Source organism: Chryseobacterium echinoideorum (assembly GCF_007474535.1).
GTDB lineage: Bacteria > Bacteroidota > Bacteroidia > Flavobacteriales > Weeksellaceae > Chryseobacterium > Chryseobacterium echinoideorum.
Genome location: NZ_VKNW01000010.1, coordinates 128,602 through 150,604 on the forward strand (window position 1 = coordinate 128,602; position 22,003 = coordinate 150,604).

Annotated in this window: 20 protein-coding genes; 11 read left to right on the forward strand and 9 right to left on the reverse strand. The window is 35.0% G+C overall.

Features of this window, described 5'->3' with window-relative positions:
* Nucleotides 1-24: 24 nt before the first annotated feature.
* The 4 genes from FOL89_RS13875 to FOL89_RS13890 all read left to right on the forward strand — a co-directional run bounded on the left by FOL89_RS13875 (nt 25) and on the right by FOL89_RS13890 (nt 3,666).
* Entirely contained in the window at nt 25-1,395 is a 1,371-nt protein-coding gene (locus tag FOL89_RS13875) for an exopolysaccharide biosynthesis polyprenyl glycosylphosphotransferase (protein ID WP_144283398.1), read from the forward strand.
* 81 nt (nt 1,396-1,476) lie between these two features.
* Nucleotides 1,477-2,229: an MlaE family ABC transporter permease gene (locus FOL89_RS13880; protein ID WP_144283399.1), complete on the forward strand. Its 753-nt coding sequence runs from the start codon at nt 1,477-1,479 to the stop codon at nt 2,227-2,229.
* Entirely contained in the window at nt 2,229-3,044 is an 816-nt protein-coding gene (locus FOL89_RS13885) for an ABC transporter ATP-binding protein (protein ID WP_144283400.1), read from the forward strand. The genes FOL89_RS13880 and FOL89_RS13885 overlap by 1 nt, the downstream gene beginning before the upstream one ends.
* Nucleotides 3,028-3,666, forward strand: a complete 639-nt coding sequence (locus FOL89_RS13890) for an outer membrane beta-barrel protein (protein WP_144283401.1) — start codon at nt 3,028-3,030, stop codon at nt 3,664-3,666. The genes FOL89_RS13885 and FOL89_RS13890 overlap by 17 nt, the downstream gene beginning before the upstream one ends.
* Nucleotides 3,667-3,696: 30 nt before the next feature.
* Here the strand turns inward: FOL89_RS13890 and FOL89_RS13895 are convergent, their stop codons facing one another.
* Together FOL89_RS13895 and FOL89_RS13900 are read right to left on the reverse strand one after the other, a co-directional pair.
* Nucleotides 3,697-4,008, reverse strand: a complete 312-nt coding sequence (locus FOL89_RS13895; protein WP_144283402.1) for a hypothetical protein — start codon at nt 4,006-4,008, stop codon at nt 3,697-3,699.
* Nucleotides 4,009-4,072: 64 nt separating this feature from the next.
* Entirely contained in the window at nt 4,073-4,879 is an 807-nt protein-coding gene (locus FOL89_RS13900; RefSeq protein WP_144283403.1) for a M48 family metallopeptidase, read from the reverse strand.
* Between the two features lie 103 nt (nt 4,880-4,982).
* Between FOL89_RS13900 and FOL89_RS13905 the strand changes: the two genes are divergently transcribed.
* Entirely contained in the window at nt 4,983-5,528 is a 546-nt protein-coding gene (locus FOL89_RS13905; RefSeq protein WP_144283404.1) for a DUF4251 domain-containing protein, read from the forward strand.
* A 13-nt stretch (nt 5,529-5,541) separates the two neighbouring features.
* On the opposite strand, the gene meaB is transcribed toward FOL89_RS13905, so the two are convergent.
* Nucleotides 5,542-6,525, reverse strand: coding sequence for a methylmalonyl Co-A mutase-associated GTPase MeaB (gene meaB / locus FOL89_RS13910; RefSeq protein WP_144283405.1), 984 nt, complete (start codon nt 6,523-6,525; stop codon nt 5,542-5,544).
* Nucleotides 6,526-6,769: 244 nt separating this feature from the next.
* Here meaB and FOL89_RS13915 point away from each other — a divergent pair, with 244 nt between their 5' ends.
* Both FOL89_RS13915 and FOL89_RS13920 read left to right on the forward strand, forming a co-directional pair.
* Entirely contained in the window at nt 6,770-7,063 is a 294-nt protein-coding gene (locus tag FOL89_RS13915; protein WP_144283406.1) for a c-type cytochrome, read from the forward strand.
* Between the two features lie 27 nt (nt 7,064-7,090).
* Entirely contained in the window at nt 7,091-7,378 is a 288-nt protein-coding gene (locus FOL89_RS13920) for a cytochrome C (RefSeq protein ID WP_144283407.1), read from the forward strand.
* Nucleotides 7,379-7,397: 19 nt separating this feature from the next.
* Here FOL89_RS13920 and FOL89_RS13925 read toward each other — a convergent pair whose 3' ends face one another.
* From FOL89_RS13925 to FOL89_RS13935, 3 genes are all read right to left on the reverse strand, one after another.
* Complete coding sequence (locus tag FOL89_RS13925; RefSeq protein WP_144283408.1) at nt 7,398-7,898, reverse strand: tetratricopeptide repeat protein; 501 nt, start codon at nt 7,896-7,898, stop codon at nt 7,398-7,400.
* On the reverse strand, nt 7,885-8,583 hold the full coding sequence (gene prfH, locus FOL89_RS13930) for a peptide chain release factor H (protein ID WP_144283409.1): 699 nt from the start codon (nt 8,581-8,583) through the stop codon (nt 7,885-7,887). The genes FOL89_RS13925 and prfH overlap by 14 nt, the downstream gene beginning before the upstream one ends.
* A 61-nt stretch (nt 8,584-8,644) precedes the next feature.
* Complete coding sequence (locus FOL89_RS13935; RefSeq protein ID WP_144283410.1) at nt 8,645-10,036, reverse strand: RtcB family protein; 1,392 nt, start codon at nt 10,034-10,036, stop codon at nt 8,645-8,647.
* Between the two features lie 573 nt (nt 10,037-10,609).
* Between FOL89_RS13935 and FOL89_RS13940 the strand changes: the two genes are divergently transcribed.
* Nucleotides 10,610-12,994 (forward strand): TonB-dependent receptor, encoded by a 2,385-nt coding sequence (locus FOL89_RS13940; RefSeq protein ID WP_144283411.1) that lies wholly within the window; start codon nt 10,610-10,612, stop codon nt 12,992-12,994.
* A gap of 40 nt (nt 12,995-13,034) precedes the next feature.
* Here FOL89_RS13940 and FOL89_RS13945 read toward each other — a convergent pair whose 3' ends face one another.
* The 3 genes from FOL89_RS13945 to FOL89_RS13955 all read right to left on the reverse strand — a co-directional run bounded on the left by FOL89_RS13945 (nt 13,035) and on the right by FOL89_RS13955 (nt 18,412).
* A complete protein-coding gene (locus tag FOL89_RS13945; protein ID WP_144283412.1) occupies nt 13,035-13,538 on the reverse strand; it encodes a hypothetical protein in 504 nt (167 codons plus the stop codon).
* 66 nt (nt 13,539-13,604) lie between these two features.
* Nucleotides 13,605-15,722 (reverse strand): methylmalonyl-CoA mutase, encoded by a 2,118-nt coding sequence (gene scpA / locus FOL89_RS13950; RefSeq protein ID WP_144283413.1) that lies wholly within the window; start codon nt 15,720-15,722, stop codon nt 13,605-13,607.
* A 161-nt stretch (nt 15,723-15,883) separates the two neighbouring features.
* Entirely contained in the window at nt 15,884-18,412 is a 2,529-nt protein-coding gene (locus FOL89_RS13955) for a DUF5686 family protein (protein ID WP_228444924.1), read from the reverse strand.
* A 390-nt stretch (nt 18,413-18,802) separates the two neighbouring features.
* Here FOL89_RS13955 and FOL89_RS13960 point away from each other — a divergent pair, with 390 nt between their 5' ends.
* The 3 genes from FOL89_RS13960 to FOL89_RS13970 all read left to right on the forward strand — a co-directional run bounded on the left by FOL89_RS13960 (nt 18,803) and on the right by FOL89_RS13970 (nt 21,909).
* Nucleotides 18,803-20,026 carry a site-specific integrase gene (locus FOL89_RS13960; protein ID WP_185146984.1) on the forward strand — a complete coding sequence of 408 codons (1,224 nt, stop codon included), beginning with the start codon at nt 18,803-18,805 and terminating at the stop codon, nt 20,024-20,026.
* A 315-nt stretch (nt 20,027-20,341) separates the two neighbouring features.
* On the forward strand, nt 20,342-20,620 hold the full coding sequence (locus tag FOL89_RS13965; RefSeq protein WP_144283416.1) for a helix-turn-helix domain-containing protein: 279 nt from the start codon (nt 20,342-20,344) through the stop codon (nt 20,618-20,620).
* Nucleotides 20,621-20,682: 62 nt separating this feature from the next.
* Nucleotides 20,683-21,909 carry a primase-helicase family protein gene (locus tag FOL89_RS13970; RefSeq protein WP_144283417.1) on the forward strand — a complete coding sequence of 409 codons (1,227 nt, stop codon included), beginning with the start codon at nt 20,683-20,685 and terminating at the stop codon, nt 21,907-21,909.
* Nucleotides 21,910-22,003: the final 94 nt, after the last annotated feature.

Consider the following 22,003-nt stretch of genomic DNA (forward strand, 5'->3'; position numbering starts at 1 on the left):
TGCGGCTTGTTTCAATAGACATCAATGCAAAGAATAAGATACTCACGTTATCTCAAAACAGCTATCATATTGCTAGACCTGCTGGTAATTGCAATGGCATTCGTCTATTATTTTATCAGCACCAACAGTGCCATGGTACATGACAAAGAACTGTGGTACGAAAACTCCTTTCCTTTGATGCTGGTAATTTTTTTCTGGATCTTACTAAGCGGAAGAACCAAAATTTACAATATTTCACGAAACCTTACCTATATTCTATTTGTAGAAAGACTTATTATTCATTTTCTTCTTTTCACGATTGGTTTGGTCTTAATCAGAAAAGTGAGCTCCAATCAATTTTTTGGGTCTGAACTGACCTGGCTGTCTCTGTCTCTTTTCTTTGTGATTTTTATAATAAAGTCTGTTGTTTATTTTTCTATACGGTTTATACGGTCTAAAGGAATTAATCATAGAAACGTCATGTTCCTGAGCGAAACAGATTCTACCAATGTTCTGAAAAAGATTATTAAAGACAGAAAAGATTTTGGATATAAAGTTTTTGATTATAACCAAACTGGACTCAATAAAGAAAATCTGGTAGATTTCTGGAAAAAAAACGGAATACACACTCTTTTTATTCCCACCGAAAATAAATTGAGTCCGACTGAGCAAAGTGAAATATTTCTTCTTGCAGAAGCTAACAAAGTTCATATCACACTTATTCCCAATATTTCAAAAAACAGCTTTTTCTTTTATGACTTAGGATATATAGAAACGCAGCCGGTTTTGAATCAGGCAAAATACCCTTTAGATTATTATTCTAATTTCTTATTAAAAAGAGTCTTTGATGTTATTTTTTCGATATTGGTCTTAGTTTTGATTTGTTCATGGTTGTTTCCAATCATTGCAGTTTTAATCAAAAGAAGCTCAAAAGGACCTGTTTTTTTTATTCAGAAAAGATATGGCTATCATGAAGAGATCTTTAATTGTATTAAATTTCGAACGATGGTGGTAAATGAAGATTCTTCTCAAAAGACCACCGGAGAAAATGATGTAAGAATAACGGCAGTAGGAAAGTTTTTAAGAAAGACAAGTTTGGACGAAATGCCTCAGTTTATTAATGTCCTGAAAGGTGAAATGTCTATCGTGGGTCCAAGACCTCATATGCTGGCTGTAGATAATTTTTACAAACCCAAAATTGGGAGATATACTCTCAGAAGTCATACTTATCCTGGAATTACTGGTTTAGCCCAGGTAAGCGGTCTTCGGGGCGATACGGGTGATGTAGAAGTAGAAATGAATAAGAGAATACTTGCCGATTCTTTTTATATAAGGAACTGGAGCTTTATAATGGATTTAGCTATTATTCTTAAAACAATTATACTGTTTATAACAGGAGATAAAAAAGCAAAATAAAGAAAGAAAGGATAATAAATTGCTTTACCAACAGATATTATCCAACATTTAAAATTCAATAAAATAGCCTAATTTAGCAGAATGTTAAAAAAGTTTTTTACAGCAATAGGAGAGTACATGTTGCTTCTTGGTAAATCTATACAGAAGCCACAGAAAATGAAGGTTTTCTGGAAACTTCTTATGCGTGAAATCAATGATTTGGGAGTCAACTCTTTCGGGTTGGTTATTTTTACTTCCATTTTCGTAGGAGCAGTTGTTGCCATTCAGATGTTTAATAATTTTGACGCATCCTCTTTCCCTATTCCGCCATCTTTTGTAGGTTATGCAACTAAGGCCGTACTGGTGCTTGAGTTCTCACCTACCATTATCAGTTTGATATTAGCTGGAAAAGTAGGCTCATATATCGCATCAAGTATCGGAACGATGAGAGTTTCAGAACAAATTGATGCGTTGGATATTATGGGAGTTAATTCCCCTAATTTTCTCATATTCCCCAAAATCATAGCATGTGTTATTTTTAACCCACTTCTTATTGCCATAAGTATAGTTTTTGGCATTGGCGGAGGATATATTGCAGGAATCCTTACGGGAAACTGGACGACAGCCGATTATATTACGGGAATACAAATGTATATGCCAAATCTTTTTATTTACTATGCATTTAGTAAAACAATAGTATTTGCATTTATTATTGCCACGGTACCTTCCTATTTCGGATATTTTGTAAACGGAGGATCTCTTGAAGTAGGTAGAGCAAGTACGCAAGCAGTAGTGTGGACAATGGTTTTCATTATTATTTCCGAATTAATTTTAACACAATTAATATTAAGCTAATGATTGAGGTAAAAGATCTGAAGAAGAGTTTTGAGACCGTGGAAGTACTGAAAGGAATTACCACAACATTTGATGAAGGAAAAGTAAACCTTATCATTGGACAGAGTGGTTCCGGTAAAACGGTTTTTCTGAAAAGCCTGCTGAATGTTTACCAACCTTCTTCAGGAGAAATATTATTTGACGGAAGGAATATTAATGTGATGAACAGAGAGGAAAAGCAGCAGCTAAGGGCAGAAATAGGAACCGTATTTCAGGGAAGTGCCCTTTTTGATTCTCTTACGGTAGAAGAAAACATCATGTTTCCATTAGATATGTTTACCAACCTGACTTTCAGAGAAAAGAAAAGAAGAGTATTTGAGGTTATCGGAAGAGTTCACCTGGATAAAGCCAACAAAAAATTTCCATCTGAAATTTCCGGAGGGATGCAGAAGCGTGTGGCAATTGCAAGAGCAATCGTAAATAATCCGAAATACTTGTTCTGCGATGAACCCAACTCGGGGCTAGACCCTTATACCTCTAATATTATTGATGATCTATTGCTTGAAATTACCAAAGAATATAATACCACCACCATCATCAATACCCATGATATGAATTCTGTAATGACGATTGGAGAAAAAATCGTTTATCTAAGATTGGGCATTAAAGAATGGGAAGGAAATAAAGATGTTCTGATCACGGCAGGCAACGAAAATCTTATTGATTTTGTTTACTCATCAGAATTATTTAAAGAATTAAGAGAATATCTTTTAGAGAATAATAAAACAATTGATAATACAATCACCAAAATTGAAGATAATGAAAAAAATAATTAGTGCGGCTTTTATAGGCTTTAGTATGCTAGCCTCAGCGCAAATTTCATTAGCCGGAAAAGCCAATGTTCTGATTCCTACAAGTTCAGCTTCATGGAAAAATCTTAAAACAGCTGCAACCAATGCGGTAGAACAAAAAGGTAAAAATATTACTGGCTTTAACGTAGGTTTATCTTTAAAAATTGACTTACCTACCGCTCTATATGTAATGCCGGAAATTTATTACACCAATTTCAGCAACGAAGTGACGGTACAGAATGATGCAAATGCAGAGCAAACCACTATCAAAGCGAAAAGCAGCAGAGTTGACATTCCTGTGTTGGTAGGTGTAAATGTCCTTGGAAATATGCTCAGTGCTTATGCAGGTCCTGTAGGAAGTTTCAATTTGGCTAAAGATGATAACTTTGATAATTTTGTTCAGAAAGTAAATACAAAATCATTTACCGTTGGTTATCAGTTAGGATTACAAAGCGAAATTTCCAAAGTAATTCTATCCGCAAGATATGAAGGTGCGTTTTCTAAAGATCAGAGAAAATTCATTAATAATATAGCAGGATCCGATCAGGAGATTAATTATGATAATAGATTAAGCCTGTTTTTACTCGGTTTAGGATATAAGTTTTAATCATCTCTTTATATGATAAAACTCCTCAAATTATATTTGAGGAGTTCTTTTTTGCTGTTCTAGTTCAGCTTTTTGTTTTTCAATTTCCAAAGACTGTCTTTCAAGTTCTTCTTTTTCTTTCTGAAGCTGCTTAAATTCTCTTTTTTTTGCTTCAGCTTTAATAGCACTTCCTTTACTTATGTACCCTATCATTCCGCCAAAAATAAGCCCAATTCCAATACCTGCCATCACGCCCATTACATGAGAAATAGTAATTTTTTCTACAGTAAAGTCTGTAGTTAGATAAAAAAGTAAAGCTGATACTGCAAGAAGTATCATTCCGACTACTGTAATGCTTTTCATAACTTTAAAATATTAAAGCCTATTCAAAATTCATTAGAAAAGGCTTTGTTATTATTACCTGATTTTAAGATTTTCCACCTGCGGCTCTGTAATATTCTAAAGCTTTGGGCAGATCTTTCTGAATATCACTTATTCTGGTTTGCGGACTAGGGTGAGTAGACAAAAACTCCGGCTGTCTGTTTCCTGATGACTGGGCTTCCATTCTGCTCCAGAAAGGTATAGCCTGTCTAGGATCGTAACCTGCAATCGACATTAAATTTAAACCCATTTCATCCGCTTCAGATTCCTGAGTTCTGCCGTATTTTAAAAGTGCAACCTGAGAACCTATAGGATAAGCAGCTTCAAAAACTTTTGCAAGCTGTGCATTAGAAATAGCTCCACCTAAAATAGCACCTCCGTACTGAGCAACCATTGCCTGTGAAATTCTTTCATTACCATGACCGGCCAATGCATGCGCAACTTCGTGTCCCATTACCACAGCAAGACCAGTTTCGTCTTTGGTGATTGGCAGAATTCCGGTGTAAACTGCTACTTTTCCGCCCGGCATACACCAAGCATTTATCTGATTATCCTGTAAAAGATTAAATTCCCACTTATAATTTGCAAGATCTGAACTTCTTCCAATACTTGAATAATATTTTTCTGCTGCCAGCTTAATATTATTACCTACCTTTTTTACCATCTGAGATTGAGCTCCGGTTACTACCTTTGCTTCTTTTAAAGTCTGCTGATATTGCTGAACCGCCGCAGAAGTAATTTGGGGATTTAAAGTTCCTATTTGCAATGATTTCCTTCCCGTCATTGGATTAGTTGTACAAGCTGCAACCGCCAAAGTAATTGCTCCTATTCCTAATAAATGTGTGATTTTCATAACTATGTTTATTATACCTCAAGTTTAACAATTTCTGTTCCAAAACAAAAGATTTGTTTTAATTGCACAGATTTTGATAGATAAATTTACTAAATTTATTATCATGAAAAAATATATAAAAATACTCTCAATATTATCTGTGTTTATTTTTCTGCACAACTGCTCTGCGCAAGGAAAAGCAGATTCTCAGATTACCAATAATCTTATCAACAGCGAAGAATTTACATTCCATGCAGATAGGGCTTTTCCTATGAATCAGGATGTTGTTAATATCGCTAATTCAATGCCTAATGCGGCAGGACAAAGAATTTTTGATTTATCAGGGGAAGGATATTCCATAGAAATCAGAAAAAATATTTTGGATGTAGCACTGCCGTATTTCGGAAGAACTTTCAATCCTAGCTATGGGACAACAGATAACAGTTACAGATTTACCTCCAAAGATTACACGCTTACAAAATCTCAAAGCAAAAAAGGAAACTGGATTATCAAAATCAAACCGAATGATGTGAAAAATGTTTCTGAAATTTTTATTGATATATCTAAAAACGGAAAAGCCTCCACGTCAATACAGAGTAATGACAGGCAGCCAATTACTTATAATGGATATATTTCTCAAAATGAAGAAATTAAAAAAGAAAAACCTTAAGTATATTAAACCATTAAGGCTTTTTTAAAAACTTTTCCACAAATAGTTTTGCTTCGGTACTTGGATTAGCAGTCAGCATCGAAGCATTTTTTTTATGCTGAATATAAGATTCTTCTGCTGAATCGCTGTTTTTTACCGAAGCCAGAATAAATTCCTGCACCCAATACTCAAATCTTTTTTCTGCCTGATGTTTTCTCACAGCTTCAAATCGGTCTGTTTTCTTTTTTAACGCTATAAAATCATCAATTTTTTGATAAACCTCAGCTAAGCCTTCGTTATTTAATGCAGATCCAAGCAAGACAGGAACTTTCCATTCTTTTTCTTTAGCAGGAATAAAATCTAAAGCACGTTTTAGCTCAAGCTTTGTATTTTTAGCTTTTTGCAGATTATATTCATCCACCTTGTTGATAAAAACCACATCCACCATTTCCATAATTCCGCGCTTGATTCCCTGAAGCTCATCACCTCCCCCAATAATTTTCAGAAACAAAAAAACATCTGTAATATCTGAAACCAACACTTCAGACTGCCCCACTCCTACTGTTTCAATTAAAATATAATCGTAACCAGCTGCTTCACAAATCATCATTGTCTCGAAAGTCGTATTGGCAACACCACCCAAAAAACCTGAGCTTGGAGAAGGACGAATGAAAGCATTTTCTTCTTTTGCCAATTCTTCCATTCTGGTTTTATCTCCCAAAATGCTTCCTTTATTAATCGCCGAACTTGGGTCAATAGCCAAAACAGCAACTTTTTTACCTTTAGAGATAGCCAATCTGCCAAAATTTTCTATAAAGGTAGATTTTCCCGCACCGGGAACACCGGTAATTCCTATCCTTATTGATTTCCCTGTCAAAGGAAGAATTTTCTTTAAAAGATTCTCTGCCTGAACCCGATGTTCGGGTTTTGTACTTTCAACCAAAGTAATGGCTTTACCAATCAGGCGTTTATTACATGACTGTATTCCTTCAATAAGTGCTTCCGTAGAAAATTTCATTTGATAATGATCGGTTAGAAACTATTTTAATAAATTCAATACCAAAAATATAAAATAACCTTCAAACCGACAGACTCATTTAATTTTAATTCTTCTAAATTAACCTATAAACAAAAGTCTGCATATAATTTCATTATTTTTGTTTAAATAAATTCTTGAAAGAAAATAGAATCGCACAATTTAGAAATAAACACTGAAGAAAGTAATGCGATTACCTATCAATTTAAAAAATATAAATCTATATATGAAAAAACTATTTTTAGCAGGATCAATCATCGGTCTTTTATCTGTTTCTTGTACTCCAAAATCTACCATAACTTCGGAAGCCCCAAAGTCGGTGACCAGTACAGCAGAGCAGATTGCACAAGGAAAGACTATTTATGAAAATGCCTGCAAAAGATGCCATGACCTTCCTGAACCTACCCAGTACACCTCAATAGAATGGGTGGGAATAATGAACTCAATGGCTCCTAAAGCAAAACTTAATGATGAACAGCATCAGTGGGTATATGATTATGTTGTTTCGGTAAAAAAATAAATTTTAACCCCAAAAAAAGATATTAACATGAAAAAAACTATTGCAATCACTCTTCTTGGTGCTGCCTTTGCGGTCTCTTGCGGTCCAAAAAGCATGGCTGTTACAGGTCCAAAATTCAGCTCTGCAGAACATCTTGCTCAGGGAAAAACGGTCTTTGAAAACTCGTGCAACAGATGCCACAAATTACCGGATCCCGCAAAACATGATGACCAGGGATGGATAAAAACTTTAAGCAGAATGGCTCCTAAAGCAAAACTTACCGATGAACAGCATCAGATGGTTTATGATTATCTGATTTCTGTAAATAAAAAATAATGTCAAAAGTAAAGGAGACTTATTGAGTCTCCTTTTTTCTCTTCATCATTTTCGATTTGATGAATTTTTTTCTCTCTTTGACTTCATTTAGACTATTCTCGGTGAAGCAGTATTTTTCAGCATTTTTCAAAAATTTGATGGCATTGACAAAGCTTCCTCTCATCTCGGAAAGCAAAGCCCTGTAAAACCAGATTGTCGCTTTATCAATTCCTTTTATTTTTAAAGAATAGTTAATCAGCTTTTCAGCGTCCTGAAAATCCTCGTTGTCCAAAAGACATTTGATATAGTATTTTGGTGTATTCAGATTGGTCACATCGCATTGCATCGCTTCCTCGAAATAGAGTTTTGCTTTTTCATAATCGATGAGCATTTCGCTGTAGATTCTTCCCATCAGGCAAAGCGAATCTGCATCTTCCGGGTCGTAGGAAAGCGCATAATTTAAGGCTTCCAGACAATCCGGTAAGCTGTATGGATAATTATCCAGCGCTTCGAAATAATATTTACTTTTAGTTAAGGTCATTTCTGTAGTTTTTTAATTCATTTTTCAGTTTGTTTCTTTCTTTTTTGAAAGATTTTTCCTGATGATTCTTTTTAAAATCGGTTCCCGAAAATGTTCTGATTGGGCTTCCTCTCTGAACATTCAGATGATTATTCCAGGTTTTCTGCATCTGTTTTTCCAATTGTTGGATGTGAAATTCCATTACTTTTTCTTTGAGTCTGATCACGGAAATCTTTTTATTCTCCAGTTGCGAACGGGAATCCTGCACGAAAACACTCTGTCCGGTTTTCAAATACGTTGCACGAACGGCGGTTTCCACCTTATTCACATTTTGTCCCCCACTTCCCTGGCTTCTCGTTGTTTGAAACTGAATTTCTTTTTCATTAAATTCAATTTTCTCCAAACCTCCGAGTTCAAAAATCCCGATAAACCAGTTGCTTCTTTTATGAAATTTCCTGAAAGTACTTTTCCCAATCCAGAGAATGCTTCCGAGCCAAGATTTCAGAAATTCATCAATTTCTTTTCCTTTTAAAAGTAAAGTCGCAGATTTCAAAGTCAGGTTTTCATCACCATTTTCACGATGGATGATTTCGTAATCAATTTTATTTTGTTTTGCTTCCTCAAGAAAAACCTTCAGAACTTTAGCAACGGCCCATTGACATTCTAAAGGTCCTCTTCCTGAGGTGATTTGTATTATTTTGTCCATTTTTACTTTAAATTTAAACCTAACGGGTTTTGAAAACCCATTAGGTTTATTTGTTGATAAATTATTTGTCCATCCTCACAATTCGAGGTTGAAATGTTCCGAGAATATCGACCAATTCACTTTGTGCGTTCATTACCTCGTTGATGTCTTTGTACGCCATTGGTGCTTCTTCGGCATTTCCGCCCATCAATATGACATTTTTGAGTTTCAATTCTTTCTTAATATCATTTTGAGTGAAAAGATTTCTACATTCTCCCCTCGAAAATGCTCTTCCTGCACCGTGCGAAGCTGAGTTTAAAGAATCAGGATTTCCTTTCCCCCGAACGATAAAACCTTTTGCAGTCATTGAACCCGGAATCATTCCCAGCTCATTTTCGTTGGCAGGAGTGGCGCCTTTTCTGTGAACAATCACTTCTTTTCCATTGTGGATTTCTTTCCATGCGAAATTGTGATGATTTTCGATTCTGGCTTTCACTCTTCCACCAACTGCTTTTACCAATCTTCTGTGAATATCGTCGTGACAGGCTGATGCGTAATCTCCTGCGAGATTCATCGCTGTCCAATATTCTAGACCGAGATGCGTGTTCAAATCCAACCAGGCAAAGTTTTGCGCTTCTTTTGGTAACGGACATTGCTCGGTCGCCACTCTCGAATAATGCTGAGCGATTTCTGCTCCCAATCCACGGGAACCACTGTGCGAAAGAATCCCGAGATATTTTCCTTTTGGAAGATTGATTTGTTGATCTTCTTCCGTAATTTCTACTTCTCCGAATTCCACAAAGTGATTTCCGCCGCCGGAACTTCCCATTTGTTTGATGGCTTTCCCTTTTAATCTTCTCAAAATCGGAATTAAATCGAACGTGTCTCTATCGAAAATCTCGTGGTCGATGTGAGATTTGTGCGTTTCGTACATCCCGAATTTGGTATGTTCGGCAAGCGCTTTTTCATATTTATCTTTTGCGCCGTCGAGATATGAAATCGGCGTGTCCAAAATACTGAGCGACATTCTGCAACCGATATCCATTCCGACTCCATAGGGAATCACGGCATTTTCTACGGCGAGAACGCCACCGATTGGAAGTCCGTAACCGCTGTGCGCATCGGGCATTAAAGCACCTTGCGTTGCAATCGGCAATTTCAACGCAGTGTACAGTTGGTTTTTGGCTTCATCCGAAATATTATTTCCAAAAATCTGAAAAGAAGCTCGGTTTGTGTTGAGCATTCTTTTTTCTGTTTTCTTGGATGAAAGCAAAGCTTCTGCAATTTGCCCGAAGGTTAAATCTTTCTCGAAGTTCTCCGGATTCTGCTGGATTTCCTTTAAAATAGATTTTACGTGATGAATATTTTTGGTTGCAAAATTCCTTTTCATTACTTCTAAAGCGATGTTCACGCTTTGATTATTTGGATACCCTAATTTTAATATATCTTTTCCTTTTAGTTTTAAATTTCCCATCTTTTTAGATTTTAGATAATAGATGTGATATAATAGACTTTCTCACATCGAATTTTCGTCAACTATTTTTTTAGTTTATATGTTTTTGTCATTGACTTCGTCGTATCTTCGATTTCTGAACGAAGAAAGAATCTATAGATTCTTCAATTCGCTTCGCTACTTTCAGAATGACACAGCGTTGTAACTAGCCCGGATTGTAGCGACATCCTTTTTTTGCGTTGGCGTGAAAATGCGCTGGCAAAAAAAGATATAGCGGAAAGCCGGATTAAGCTCCTGATAAAATTTGATTTCGGGGAAACTGTTTTGAGTTTGAAATATTGCGCAATGAAAAACCCGAAAATCTTACGACTTCGGGTTTTGATATTTCAATATACTGTTATTCTATGAATGTACCAAACCACGAAGCCCTGCCTTTGCAAAAGGCAATCCTACTGTTGAATGTTGATTATATCTGAACATTGCTTCGTTGTTTTTTATTGGTTGAACTTGATTTTCAGATGCAAATATATTATTTTTTCTAGTTACAACAATAATTTAGGAGTTTTTTTGAATTATTTTTGTGAAAATTTTAAAATGCAACGCAGTTTTATTGTCATTCTTTTTTTGATTTCCAACTTTATTTTTGCACAGTTGGGAAGTGTGAACATCACGGTTTATGATGAGTTCAGCAAGAAACCTCTGGATGTGAACGTGAAAATCCAGAATTCGGAGATGGTTTTTTCCGGAAGAGGGAATGTGCAGATTTCGGAACTGACACCGGGAAATTACACATTCGAGATTTCGGCGGAGAACTATGCGGCTAGATTTCTAAACGATATTAATGTGGTTCCCAATCAAAACCTAAGTTTTTCGGTTGGACTTCAAAAATCCGAGCAGAACATTCAGGAAGTGGTCATCAGCAAAAAAGTCTATAAAACTATGGCAGAAAGTCCGGTTTCCCTGAGAAATATTACGAGTGAGGAAATCCAGAAAAATGCGGGCTCCAACCGCGATGTCTCGAAGGCAATTCTCAGTTTTCCGGGTGTGGGAAGTACAGCAACGTTTCGGAACGACCTTTTTATCCGTGGCGGAAGTTCGGCAGAAAACAAATTTTATATCGACGGAATCGAGGTTCCGGTCATCAATCATTTCCAGACGCAGGGCGCAAGTGGCGGACCGAGAGGAATCATAACCGTGGATTTCATTAAAGATGTGGATTTCTACAGCGGTGCTTTTCCGGCAAGACGAAATGGTGTTTTGTCTTCTCTTTTTGAATTCAATCTCAAGCAAGCCAGAAAAGATAAGCTCGGCTACAAAGCGATTATAGGTTTGGATGACTTACAATTGATGGCAGACGGACCTTTGAGTAAGGATCAAAGTTGGAGCGGGCTTTTTTCTGTGAGAAAATCAAATTTACAATTATTATTCAAAGCTATAGGGTTGCCTTTTTTGCCTTCATATTATGATGCTAATTTTAAAGTTTCTAAAAAATATAAAAGCGGTGATGAATTATATTTTATTGGAATTGGCGCAGTCGACCGTTTTGAATTTAATAATGACGCAGAAAAAACATTAACGAACCTTACCTTAATAGAACGTCTTCCAAAATCGCCTCAATGGAACTATACTGTGGGAGCCGGCTACAGACATCTTGCGGAAAACGGAAACTGGCTGTTTACGGTAAGCAGAAATACACTTGATAATCAAGCAATAAAATATTTAAGAAATATTGAAACACCTGAAAATCTTCTGTACGATTACAAATCTCAGGAAATAGAAAACAAGTTGCGCATAGACCGAAACCTAAGCATTAAAGATGTTCAGTTGAGCTTTGGAACCAATCTGAATTTTGCCACTTATAAGAATCATTCGATTATAAAAAATGTCACTCAAAATGCGGTTAATTTTGATAATCTTGATGTGAATCTCAATGTAATGCAATACGGTGTTTATATTCAGGCAGCCAAAAAGTTCTTCGACGAGAAAGTTCAGATTTCTGCGGGAACACGTCTTGATGCAAGCAATTATTCCGATAAGACCAATAATCCGCTCGAACAATTTTCGCCGAGATTATCATTAAGTTATCGTTTTGTGCCACAGTTTACATTTAATTTTAATTCAGGAATTTTCTATCAGCTTCCAGCTTACACGGCTTTGGGTTTTTCTGAAAACGGAAACTTCACCAACAAAAATACTTTAAGCTATATCAAAAACTCACATTTGGTAGGCGGTTTTGAATTTAACGGTAAAAATAATCTGAGAATTACCCTTGAAGGTTATTATAAACGCTACAAAAATTATCCGTTCTCACTGAGAAACCAGATCAGTATTGCTAACATTGGTGCTGACTTTGGCGTGGTCGGAAATGAACCCCTAGATTCAAGAGGCAGCGGAGAAACCTATGGGTTTGAAGTATTGGCGCAGAAAAGAACACTTAATAATTTTTACGGAATTGCTGCCTATACTTTCGGCTATTCAAAATTTAGCAATGTGAATGAAAAGCTGTTGCCATCATCCTGGGACAGCCGACACATTTTGACATTAACAACCGGAAAATATTTTGGTAAAAACTGGAACATCGGTGCAAGATTCCGTTTGCAGAGCGGTCTCCCTGAAACGCCATACGATTTGCAGAGAAGTGCTTTGGTAAATATCTGGAATATCAATAATGGTCCTCTTCAGAATTTCACACAGCTTAATTCATTAAGAGGAAATGTAGCGCATCAATTGGACATTCGTGCAGAGAAAAAATGGATTTTCAAAAAATGGCAGCTAACTGCTTACGTAGATGTTGTAAATATTTATGGTTCTGAAAGCCCGAGTAATCTGCCTGTCGTGAATCTTCAGCGTGATGAAAATTATAACGGCATCATCAGTAATCCTTCTGCTCCGCAAGACCAGCAAACCTATCTTTTGGAAACCGGAAAACAGGACAGAAATACACCGCTGCCCTATTTTGGATTGATTTTTGAATTTTAAATAAAAAAGGCGTTAGTAAAATTTATAACGCCTTTTTTATTTAATCTTCAGATCCCAAATCATCCATCGGATCATCCATTCCTTTGATAACATTAGAGTGATACACTCGTTCAGATCCTAAAAAGTAAAGATTGTGTCTTGCTTTAGCTATAATTCCATTATAAACATCTTGCGGAAGATCTGAGGCATTATTATCAACTCTGTTTTCATCTGTTTTTTTATAAACCTCTATCGCTCCGTTTTCATCTAAAATAGATTTTGCATTCTGAGCCTTTTCAAAAGTATCAGCATACACCACTATATTCAAACTTCCTACACTTTTAGTTTTATAAGCGTGCAGCAACTCATTGTCATTAACAAAAAGATGATCCCAAAAGCTTTTTGTTTTTTCATCTTCTTCATATTGATGATCAGGTTCTGCACTTTCTACATTGGATCTAGAAACGATAATATCATCATTATTAATCCCGTGATTTTTTAGTTTTGAAATAATATCCTCCGAATTTACTGTTGAAGGAAATACTGAAATTACTGTATAAGCCATAATATTTTGTTTTGATTATGACTTAGAGTACAAAAGCTGTGCAATTTATCAGATTCTAATCACATTTTAATCTAGAAACCCTTCTAGAATATCCACTGCACATTTCGGCAGGTTGGTTCCGGGTCCGAAGATAAAATCGGCTCCGTTTGCGTATAAAAACTCATAATCCTGTTGTGGAATTACTCCTCCGACTACAATAGTAATATCATCTGCTCCAAGCTTTTTCAGTTCTTCAACCACTTGTGGAACCAATGTTTTGTGTCCAGCCGCTAAAGATGAAACACCCAAAATATGGATATCGTTTTCCACCGCCTGTTTGGCAACTTCTTCCGGAGTCTGGAATAACGGAGCAACATCCACATCGAATCCCATATCCGCAAAGGCAGTTGCAACTACCTTTGCACCTCTGTCGTGACCGTCCTGTCCCATTTTTGCGACCATAATTCTTGGTCTTCGACCCTCTTCTTCCTCAAATTTCTGAGTCAGTTCAAGGGCTTTTCCAAAATATTCGTTTTTACCTGCATTCATAGCGTAAACACCTTGTATAGTTCTGATATTAGCTTTATAACGCCCGAAACTTTCTTCCATTGCATCGCTCATTTCCCCCAAAGTTACCCGTCTTCTCGCCGCTTCAATGCAAAGTTCCAAAAGATTTCCGGATCCTGATTTTGCTGTTTCACGGATTTGATTTAAAATATCTTCAACAGATGCTGAATCACGTTCAGACTTTATTTTTTCTAATCTTTCAATCTGCTTTCTGCGAACCTCGGTATTGTCGATGTCAAGAATTTCGATCGGATTTTGTTTTAAAGAAGATTTAAAAGAATTAACACCAATGATAAACTCTTCTCCGCTGTCAATTTTCGCCTGTTTTCTGGCGGCAGCTTCCTCAATTCTCATTTTCGGAATCCCAGCTTCGATGGCTTTGGTCATCCCGCCTTCTTTTTCTACCTCATCAATATATTTCATTGCTTCTTCAATCATCTGTTGTGTGAGAGATTCGACAAGATTACTTCCGCCCATTGGATCCACAACATCACAAATGCCGCTTTCCTGCTGAAGAATGATTTGGGTGTTTCTTGCAATTTTTGCCGAATAATCTGTGGGCAAAGCAATGGCTTCATCCAAAGCATTCGTATGTAAAGATTGTGTTCCACCCAAGGCTGAAGACAACGCTTCAATAGCAGTTCTGGTTATATTATTAAAGGGCTCCTGTTCGGTTAAAGACCAACCAGAAGTCTGCGAATGCGTTCTTAAAGCTAAAGATTTAGGATTTTGAGGATTAAACTGTTTTAAAAGATTTGCCCAAATATATCTTGCTGCACGCATTTTGGCAATTTCCATAAAATGATTCATCCCGATTGCCCAAAAAAAGGATAATCTCGGTGCAAAATCATCCACGTTCATTCCTGCTTTTATTCCTGTTCTTACATATTCCAGACCATCGGCTAACGTATAGGCCATTTCCAGAACCGGCGTAGCACCCGCTTCCTGCATGTGATATCCGGAAATTGAGATCGAATTGAATTTAGGAATATTTTTTGAAGTGTATTCAAAAATATCAGCAATAATTTTCATGGATGGTGTCGGAGGATAGATGTAAGTATTCCGCACCATAAACTCTTTCAAAATATCATTCTGAATCGTGCCTGACAGTTTATCCTGAGATACCCCCTGCTCTTCTGCTGCCACAATATAAAAAGATAAAATCGGTAAAACGGCACCGTTCATTGTCATTGAAACTGAAATTTCATCTAAAGGAATCTGGTCGAAAAGGATTTTCATATCTTCGACAGAATCAATTGCAACACCTGCTTTCCCGACATCACCAACCACTCTTGCGTGGTCTGAATCATAACCTCTGTGTGTTGCCAAATCAAAGGCTACTGAAAGTCCTTTTTGTCCGGCGGCAAGATTTCTTCTGTAAAACGCATTAGATTCTTCGGCAGTAGAAAATCCTGCATATTGACGGATTGTCCATGGTTTTTGAACGTACATGGTAGAATATGGACCTCGAAGATAGGGCGCAATTCCCGGAGAACTTTCTGCAATGCTCTTATCTTTTACATCTTCGCCGATATATCTTGATTTCAATTCTAACCCGTCTTTCTCAAAGGGATAGATAGTATGCTGGGTTTCAGGTATATTAAATTGTGGAATTTTGTTTTTGATTTGCTTGCGCATGAGTTCAGATTTAAGATTTTAAAAATAAGCAATTTTGAAAGAATATATTAATACTAATTTTCAGTAGTAAAAAGAGCTATATTAAATAAAAAAATACCCACTGAAATTGGTGGGTATTATTGATTTATTAAGTTTTAAACTTTATCAAAACTATATTTTATCTAAAAATTAAACTGAAAACCTGCTTTGATTCCGAATTTTGAAATATCCGGACGATCAAGATAATTTCCTCGCCAGTTGAAATCTATGCGTAAAAGTCTGATGTTTCCGAAACCGATGTTTTCAATTCCGAAACCGTATTCGTAGTATACCTGTTGGTTTGGAGCAGAATATTTAAACCCTTCCACATTGATATTCTTCGCGGCATCACTTAATGACCCGTAAGCACCACGGATAAAGACAACTTCTCTAAGCTTTAATTTTTTTATTAAAGGAATATAGGACAAAATTTTACCGTTAAAATGATGCTCAATATGAAGCGTTGTGTAGGTATCAGCTACAAATTCATAATAATTCAGCTGCGCAAAAGTATTAGGAACGATTCCGTACGACTGGTTACCCGGAATAATATTCTGTAAAGCCAAAGGAACGGTGTCAAATGTTTTCCCTGCCTCAAAGCTTAAAAAAGTTTTTCCTAAATTTCCTAAAATAATAGGTTTGTAAAACATAAACTGCAGCTTGTTATAATTAAAATCTGCATTAAATAAACCTTCAATACCTCTTGTATATTTTAATACAATCGTGGGTGCTAAAGTACCGTGCTCATATCTGTCGACACCTGTCTGAGAAAATTTTGCTCCAGGTCTTGCAATTAAGCTTAATGTAACACGAGAATCGTTGGTTGTTTTTCTGAGATTTCCGTTTTGATAATACATCAGATTAAACCCTGAAGGATTGGCAGATTTGATGCTCTGCAATGTCCCGTCTACTCTTACCTGAAAGTTTTTCCAAGGCTCAATTGAAGTAAAAAAGCTGGTTTGATTTACTGAACTTAAAGAAGCATTTTCTCCTCTGGCAAAAACGGTCGATGACGCGAATGAACGCGATAGAATACCATCCTCCGTAGTTAGCTGTACTCCAAGCTGAGTAATATCTCTTTTGGTTCCCGCCCCGATCATGAAACGATTGACTCTATTAAACATATAACGGCCTTCAACTCCATATTTGAACTGCTGATCTTTGAAACCATAAGCATTATAAAATTCAATCCTCCAAGGATCATTCTGCCCGAAATACGTTCTTGCCCCAATTCTTATTCTGTCTCCTTCCACTTCATTTTTGCCATATACAGAAGTAATGGGTCCCAAATCAATTCCTTTCGTAATATTGTAATATCTTGAAGCTAATGTTTCGTAAAGTTTTACAATTCTGTTGAATTTTGGAGTCTGTTGCAATTTATCAAGCATTTCATAGACTCCTTTTTCTTCCCTGGATAGAGAGTCTGGTCTTGCCTGACTCCAGTAAGCTTCATCTTTATCTACAAAATCAGCAGCATATTCTTCTTTTTTTCTTGTAAAAACAGAATCTGCCAGAGGCTTATTAAACTCATAATCTGAATAATCGACAGACCTTCTTGCAATGATACTTTTTGCCGTTTTCTTTTTGGAAAAAGGTGTCATCTCTATTGCTGTGACAAATTTTTTCGGCAGAAAAGTCTCATCATCAGGATTATCATATTCAAGTTCTGTTGAAATAGCATTGATAAAATTGACATTGATTTTGTTGGTTGATTTTAGCGTAGCTTCAAGAATTGCATAAGAATCTGTATCAATATATAAATATCCTTGAAATGCCAATACTTCAGTTCTTCTTGGCTGATAACGGATTTTATAGGCATTTTCGCCACGAACTGAAACAGTGTCTATTAAATTATAATCATACGTACTGAAACCATCTGTTCCTACCGGGCTTGGAAAGCCGATATCAAAATAGTTTAAGGTATTATCATAAATATTAATATCCCTATAAAGATTTTTTGCTGTAAGCGTAATCACCTGATTATCCTGAAAACCGGAAGTTTTTTGCGCTACCAAAAGCTTTTTATTTCTTTTAGATGGCTTATTCTCTCCAAAATTATGATAAATAGACTCATTCAGAAAAACCGGCAAAGCCATTTTACCATTGGCTGTAGAATCTGCATAGTCAAAAATAAAATCCAGTTTGTTAAAAATCTTTCGATTCATAAAAGTGCTGTCGAGATTATTTGCATCAAACTGAATCTTTTCATATTCTTTAAAAGTATATGTATCAAATTTTTCCAGACCATTATTTCTCTTACGCTTCCAGACTTCCTGCATGATTCTGTACGCCGGATTTTCCTTTTTATTTTTAAACTTAGTTTTTTGATTGTTGATAACAACCTCCTCAATATTACTTATTTTTTCTGAAGACAGCTTAACTAAAATATCATCGGTGTTTTCCGGAGTAATATTTACTGTTTCTGGAGAATAATTTTTTTTTGAGAATCTTAATTTATAAATAACAGTATCTGCTTTTATAGTGAAATTTCCAGAAGCCGTTGTTAAAAAAGGAGCAGATTGATCATTAATAAAAATTTCAACGCCAGAAACATCTTTACTGGTCTTTTCGTCAACAATTCTTCCAACTGCTGTATTTTGTGCGTGTAGTAATCCTGTAAAAACGAGGGTAATATAGAGTATACAGTATTTAAAGTAGTGGGTAAACATCATTCGTTTTTTCGAGCATTTAGCATAAACAAAAAGTGTGCTGCATTTTTACAGTTTATTATTTATTAAAGTTCATCATTTTGTATAAAACTGCAAATCTAACGAAAATAAGTGACGGATATTATATTTAAAAAATTTACATCCTACTATCATCAAAATTTTTAAAACAAAAAAGCCTGACAATCAATGATCATCAGGCTTTTTAAGTACCCCATACGGGACTACCATAATACTTTTCTAAAATTTTCTTATTTTTAATCCGTTTATATTCAGTATCTTTGATTTATAAAGGAAAAATAAACTTTGGTTTTTTTGAAATTTAGTTAATTTAATTTCAAATTTAGCCACCCTTTTAGCCACCCTTTATTTATGTTTATTAAATTTAATTTCACAATGAAGATAGTTTTTGAATTAAGAAAAGAAAAAATAGCTCAAAATAGTTTAATTCCAATTCAACTCGTTGTAAGACACGGCGGAAAAAGAATAAGAAAAAACACAGGTCTTTCTGTATTAGAAAGCCATTGGAATGGACATAGAGTTAAACCCAACTTTAAAAAAGAACCCAACAACAATTATGAAATAATAAATAATGAGTTACAACTAATTGAAGAAAAAGTAAACAAGTTATTTCTTTTTTTAAAGGGTAATGACATTCCTTTTTCGGTTGAAAAATTCAATGAAATATTTGAAAAGAAAGAAGACCCTGCAGATAATAAATTTGATTTCTTTTCTTGCTTTGAAGAATACATCGAAAAAGGAAAACTCACTAAAACCCCTAATACAATTAAGGGACAAAACACAATAAAAAACTATTTGGAATTCTTTTGTAAAGAAAATGGATTTTCGCTTTCATTTGACAATATTGACGATGCTTTTTTTGAACAATTGAGAGACTATTCTTATGAAACCAAAAAAATGAAACAAAATTACTTTGCAAAAGTAATTAAGGTTTTAAAATCATTTTTAAATTGGGCAACCGAAAAAGGATATAACACGAAACGAGCGTTTGAAAAATTCAGAGCAACTGAACACGATATTGATATTGTTTATCTATCATTTGATGAGTTGATGAAACTTTATGAAAAAGATTTTGATAATGATAGACTATCTCAAGTCCGAGACTTCTATTGTATGGGATGTTTCACTGGATTAAGATTTTCTGATTTGTCGAAATTACATTTAGCAAATATTTCTGAAGATCATATTGTTCTTTCTATCCAAAAAACTAAAACCCAAAATCACGCCATTAAACTCAATAAATATGCAAAAGCTATTTTGGAAAAATACAAAGGAACAATCTATGAACCTTTACCTATAATTTCATCACAAAAATTTAATGAATACATCAAAGAATGTTGTGAGATAGCAGAAATCAATCAACTTTTTACTGTTCATTGGTTTGTTGGCAACAAGAAAAAGTCTTTAACTCAACCAAAATGTAAGTTTATTACAAGTCACACAGCAAGAAAAACATTCATAACCAATTCTCTACTTTTGGGAATGGAACCTAAAGCCATTAAGAAGATTGCAAACATCAAAAAAGATGCAGTTTTGGACAAATATATGAAAGTGACGGAAGCATTTACAGACGAACAAATGAATAAAGCGTGGGGATAAATTGATTAGAAGTTCTCGTTTTGTTAAATCCAATAAAAGGATTTTTAAACGAAATACAGCATCCTTTATTTTTGAATCAAGTAAAAAACGTTAAACTTTGTTAAAAAGAAAAAATTTTAGTTAAATTTAGTTAAAAATTGAATTTCGCTGAAAAGACTAATCTGGATTAATTTAGATTAATCTGGATTGCAAAAAAATTATTCTGGACTAATTTGGATTAATTTAGACTGTTCTGGACTAATCACAACTATTTGATTTTCAATAATTAAGTTGATATTATTGCATTTGAATTTAAAATAATTAAAATACAATCAAATGTCAGTACAACTTTACTCCCACTCCAAATCCGATTTGGAAAAAGCGGTTGAAATCATTCTAAAGAAAGCAACCGAATTTACATTGCCGACTAACAAAGCAGAAGAACAACCCGAAGATTTAATTTCTCAAATCGAAGCCACAAAATTTTTGCACATTTCTGTTCCAACAATTATTGAATGGCGGAAAAACAAGAATCTGCCCCATTACAATTTTAATGGGCGATACTATTATTCTAAAAAGGAACTTTTGGAATACGGAAAAAACCAAAGAAAGTAAACGGTCAGTTTGCACTGTATAATTTCTATTGTATAACAATTCGTATTAAAAACCTTTTTAAAATGAGCAAAATACCTTACATCCGAGTCGGAACCACCTATTACAAAATCATAGAAAAACCATTAATTTCGGGGGACACAACCTCGGTTTTGGTGCGTTGGAATCGCGAAACAATCATTAGCGATCACGGCAAATCTTTCCTTTCGTCGATTTCAAAATATGATGGTTTTTGCTGTATCCCGGAGCATTTAGATTATCAACAAATTGTTCGAGGTTTTTATAATATTTACAACGAAATTCCATTCTCTCCTTCATCTGAAAACGAAAACTTCAAAAATGAAATTCCTTTTTCTCTGAATTTTGTGAAGCATATTTTCGGGGAACAATTGGAATTAGGTTTAGATTATTTGAAAATCCTTCTTCAATATCCCACGCAAATTTTACCGATTCTTTGTTTGGTTTCCAAAGAAAGAGCTACTGGAAAATCAACTTTCATCAAATGGTTGAAAGAAATTTTCGGATTGAATATGACTTACATTAAAGGTGACTCCTTCGGAAGTCAATTTAATTCGGATTGGGCGGCAATGCTTGTTGTAGCGATTGATGAAGTATTTTTTGATAAAAAAGAAATTACGGAAAGATTAAAATATTTATCGACCACAAATAAAGATAAGTTGGAAGCGAAGGGAAAAGACCGAGAGGAAATTGATTTTTTCGCCAAGTTTATTTTGTGTTCCAATAACGAAGAAAATTTTATTAAAATCGATGAAAACGAAATCAGGTTTTGGATTCTCAAAATTAATCCAATAAAGGTTGAAAACACAGAGTTTCTCGACAATCTTATCTCCGAAATACCCCATTTTCTTCGGTTTTTAATTGAGAGACCATTTTCAACTGAGAAGAAAACAAGAATGTGGTTTTCAGCTGATGAAATAAGAACAAAAGCACTTCAAAAACTGGTTTTCAAGAATAACAATAAGCTAGAATCTAAAATGATTGAGCTGTTGTACGAATTTTTTGAAAGCAACAACGATGAAGAAATTAATGTCGTTCCGCAAGATATTCTCAATATGATGAACCGAATGTTTCGACCAATGTATTGGACAAGAAACGACATTCGAACAATTTTAAAAGAAACTTGGAAGCTGAATCCACAAAACAACGGCTTAACCTACATCAGATACGACATTGATTTTGCAGGAATTTTCTATCAAAACAATTCCGTTGGGCGATTTTTTACCGTTAAAAAAGATTTCGTTCTTCAAAAATATGTTGAATTGTTGAATTGATTCATAAAAAAAAGAAAATCAAACAATTAGTTCTCTACAAAATCCTCAACAAACTTTTAAACCCACTTTTTTGTTGAATGTTTGTTGAGCATAA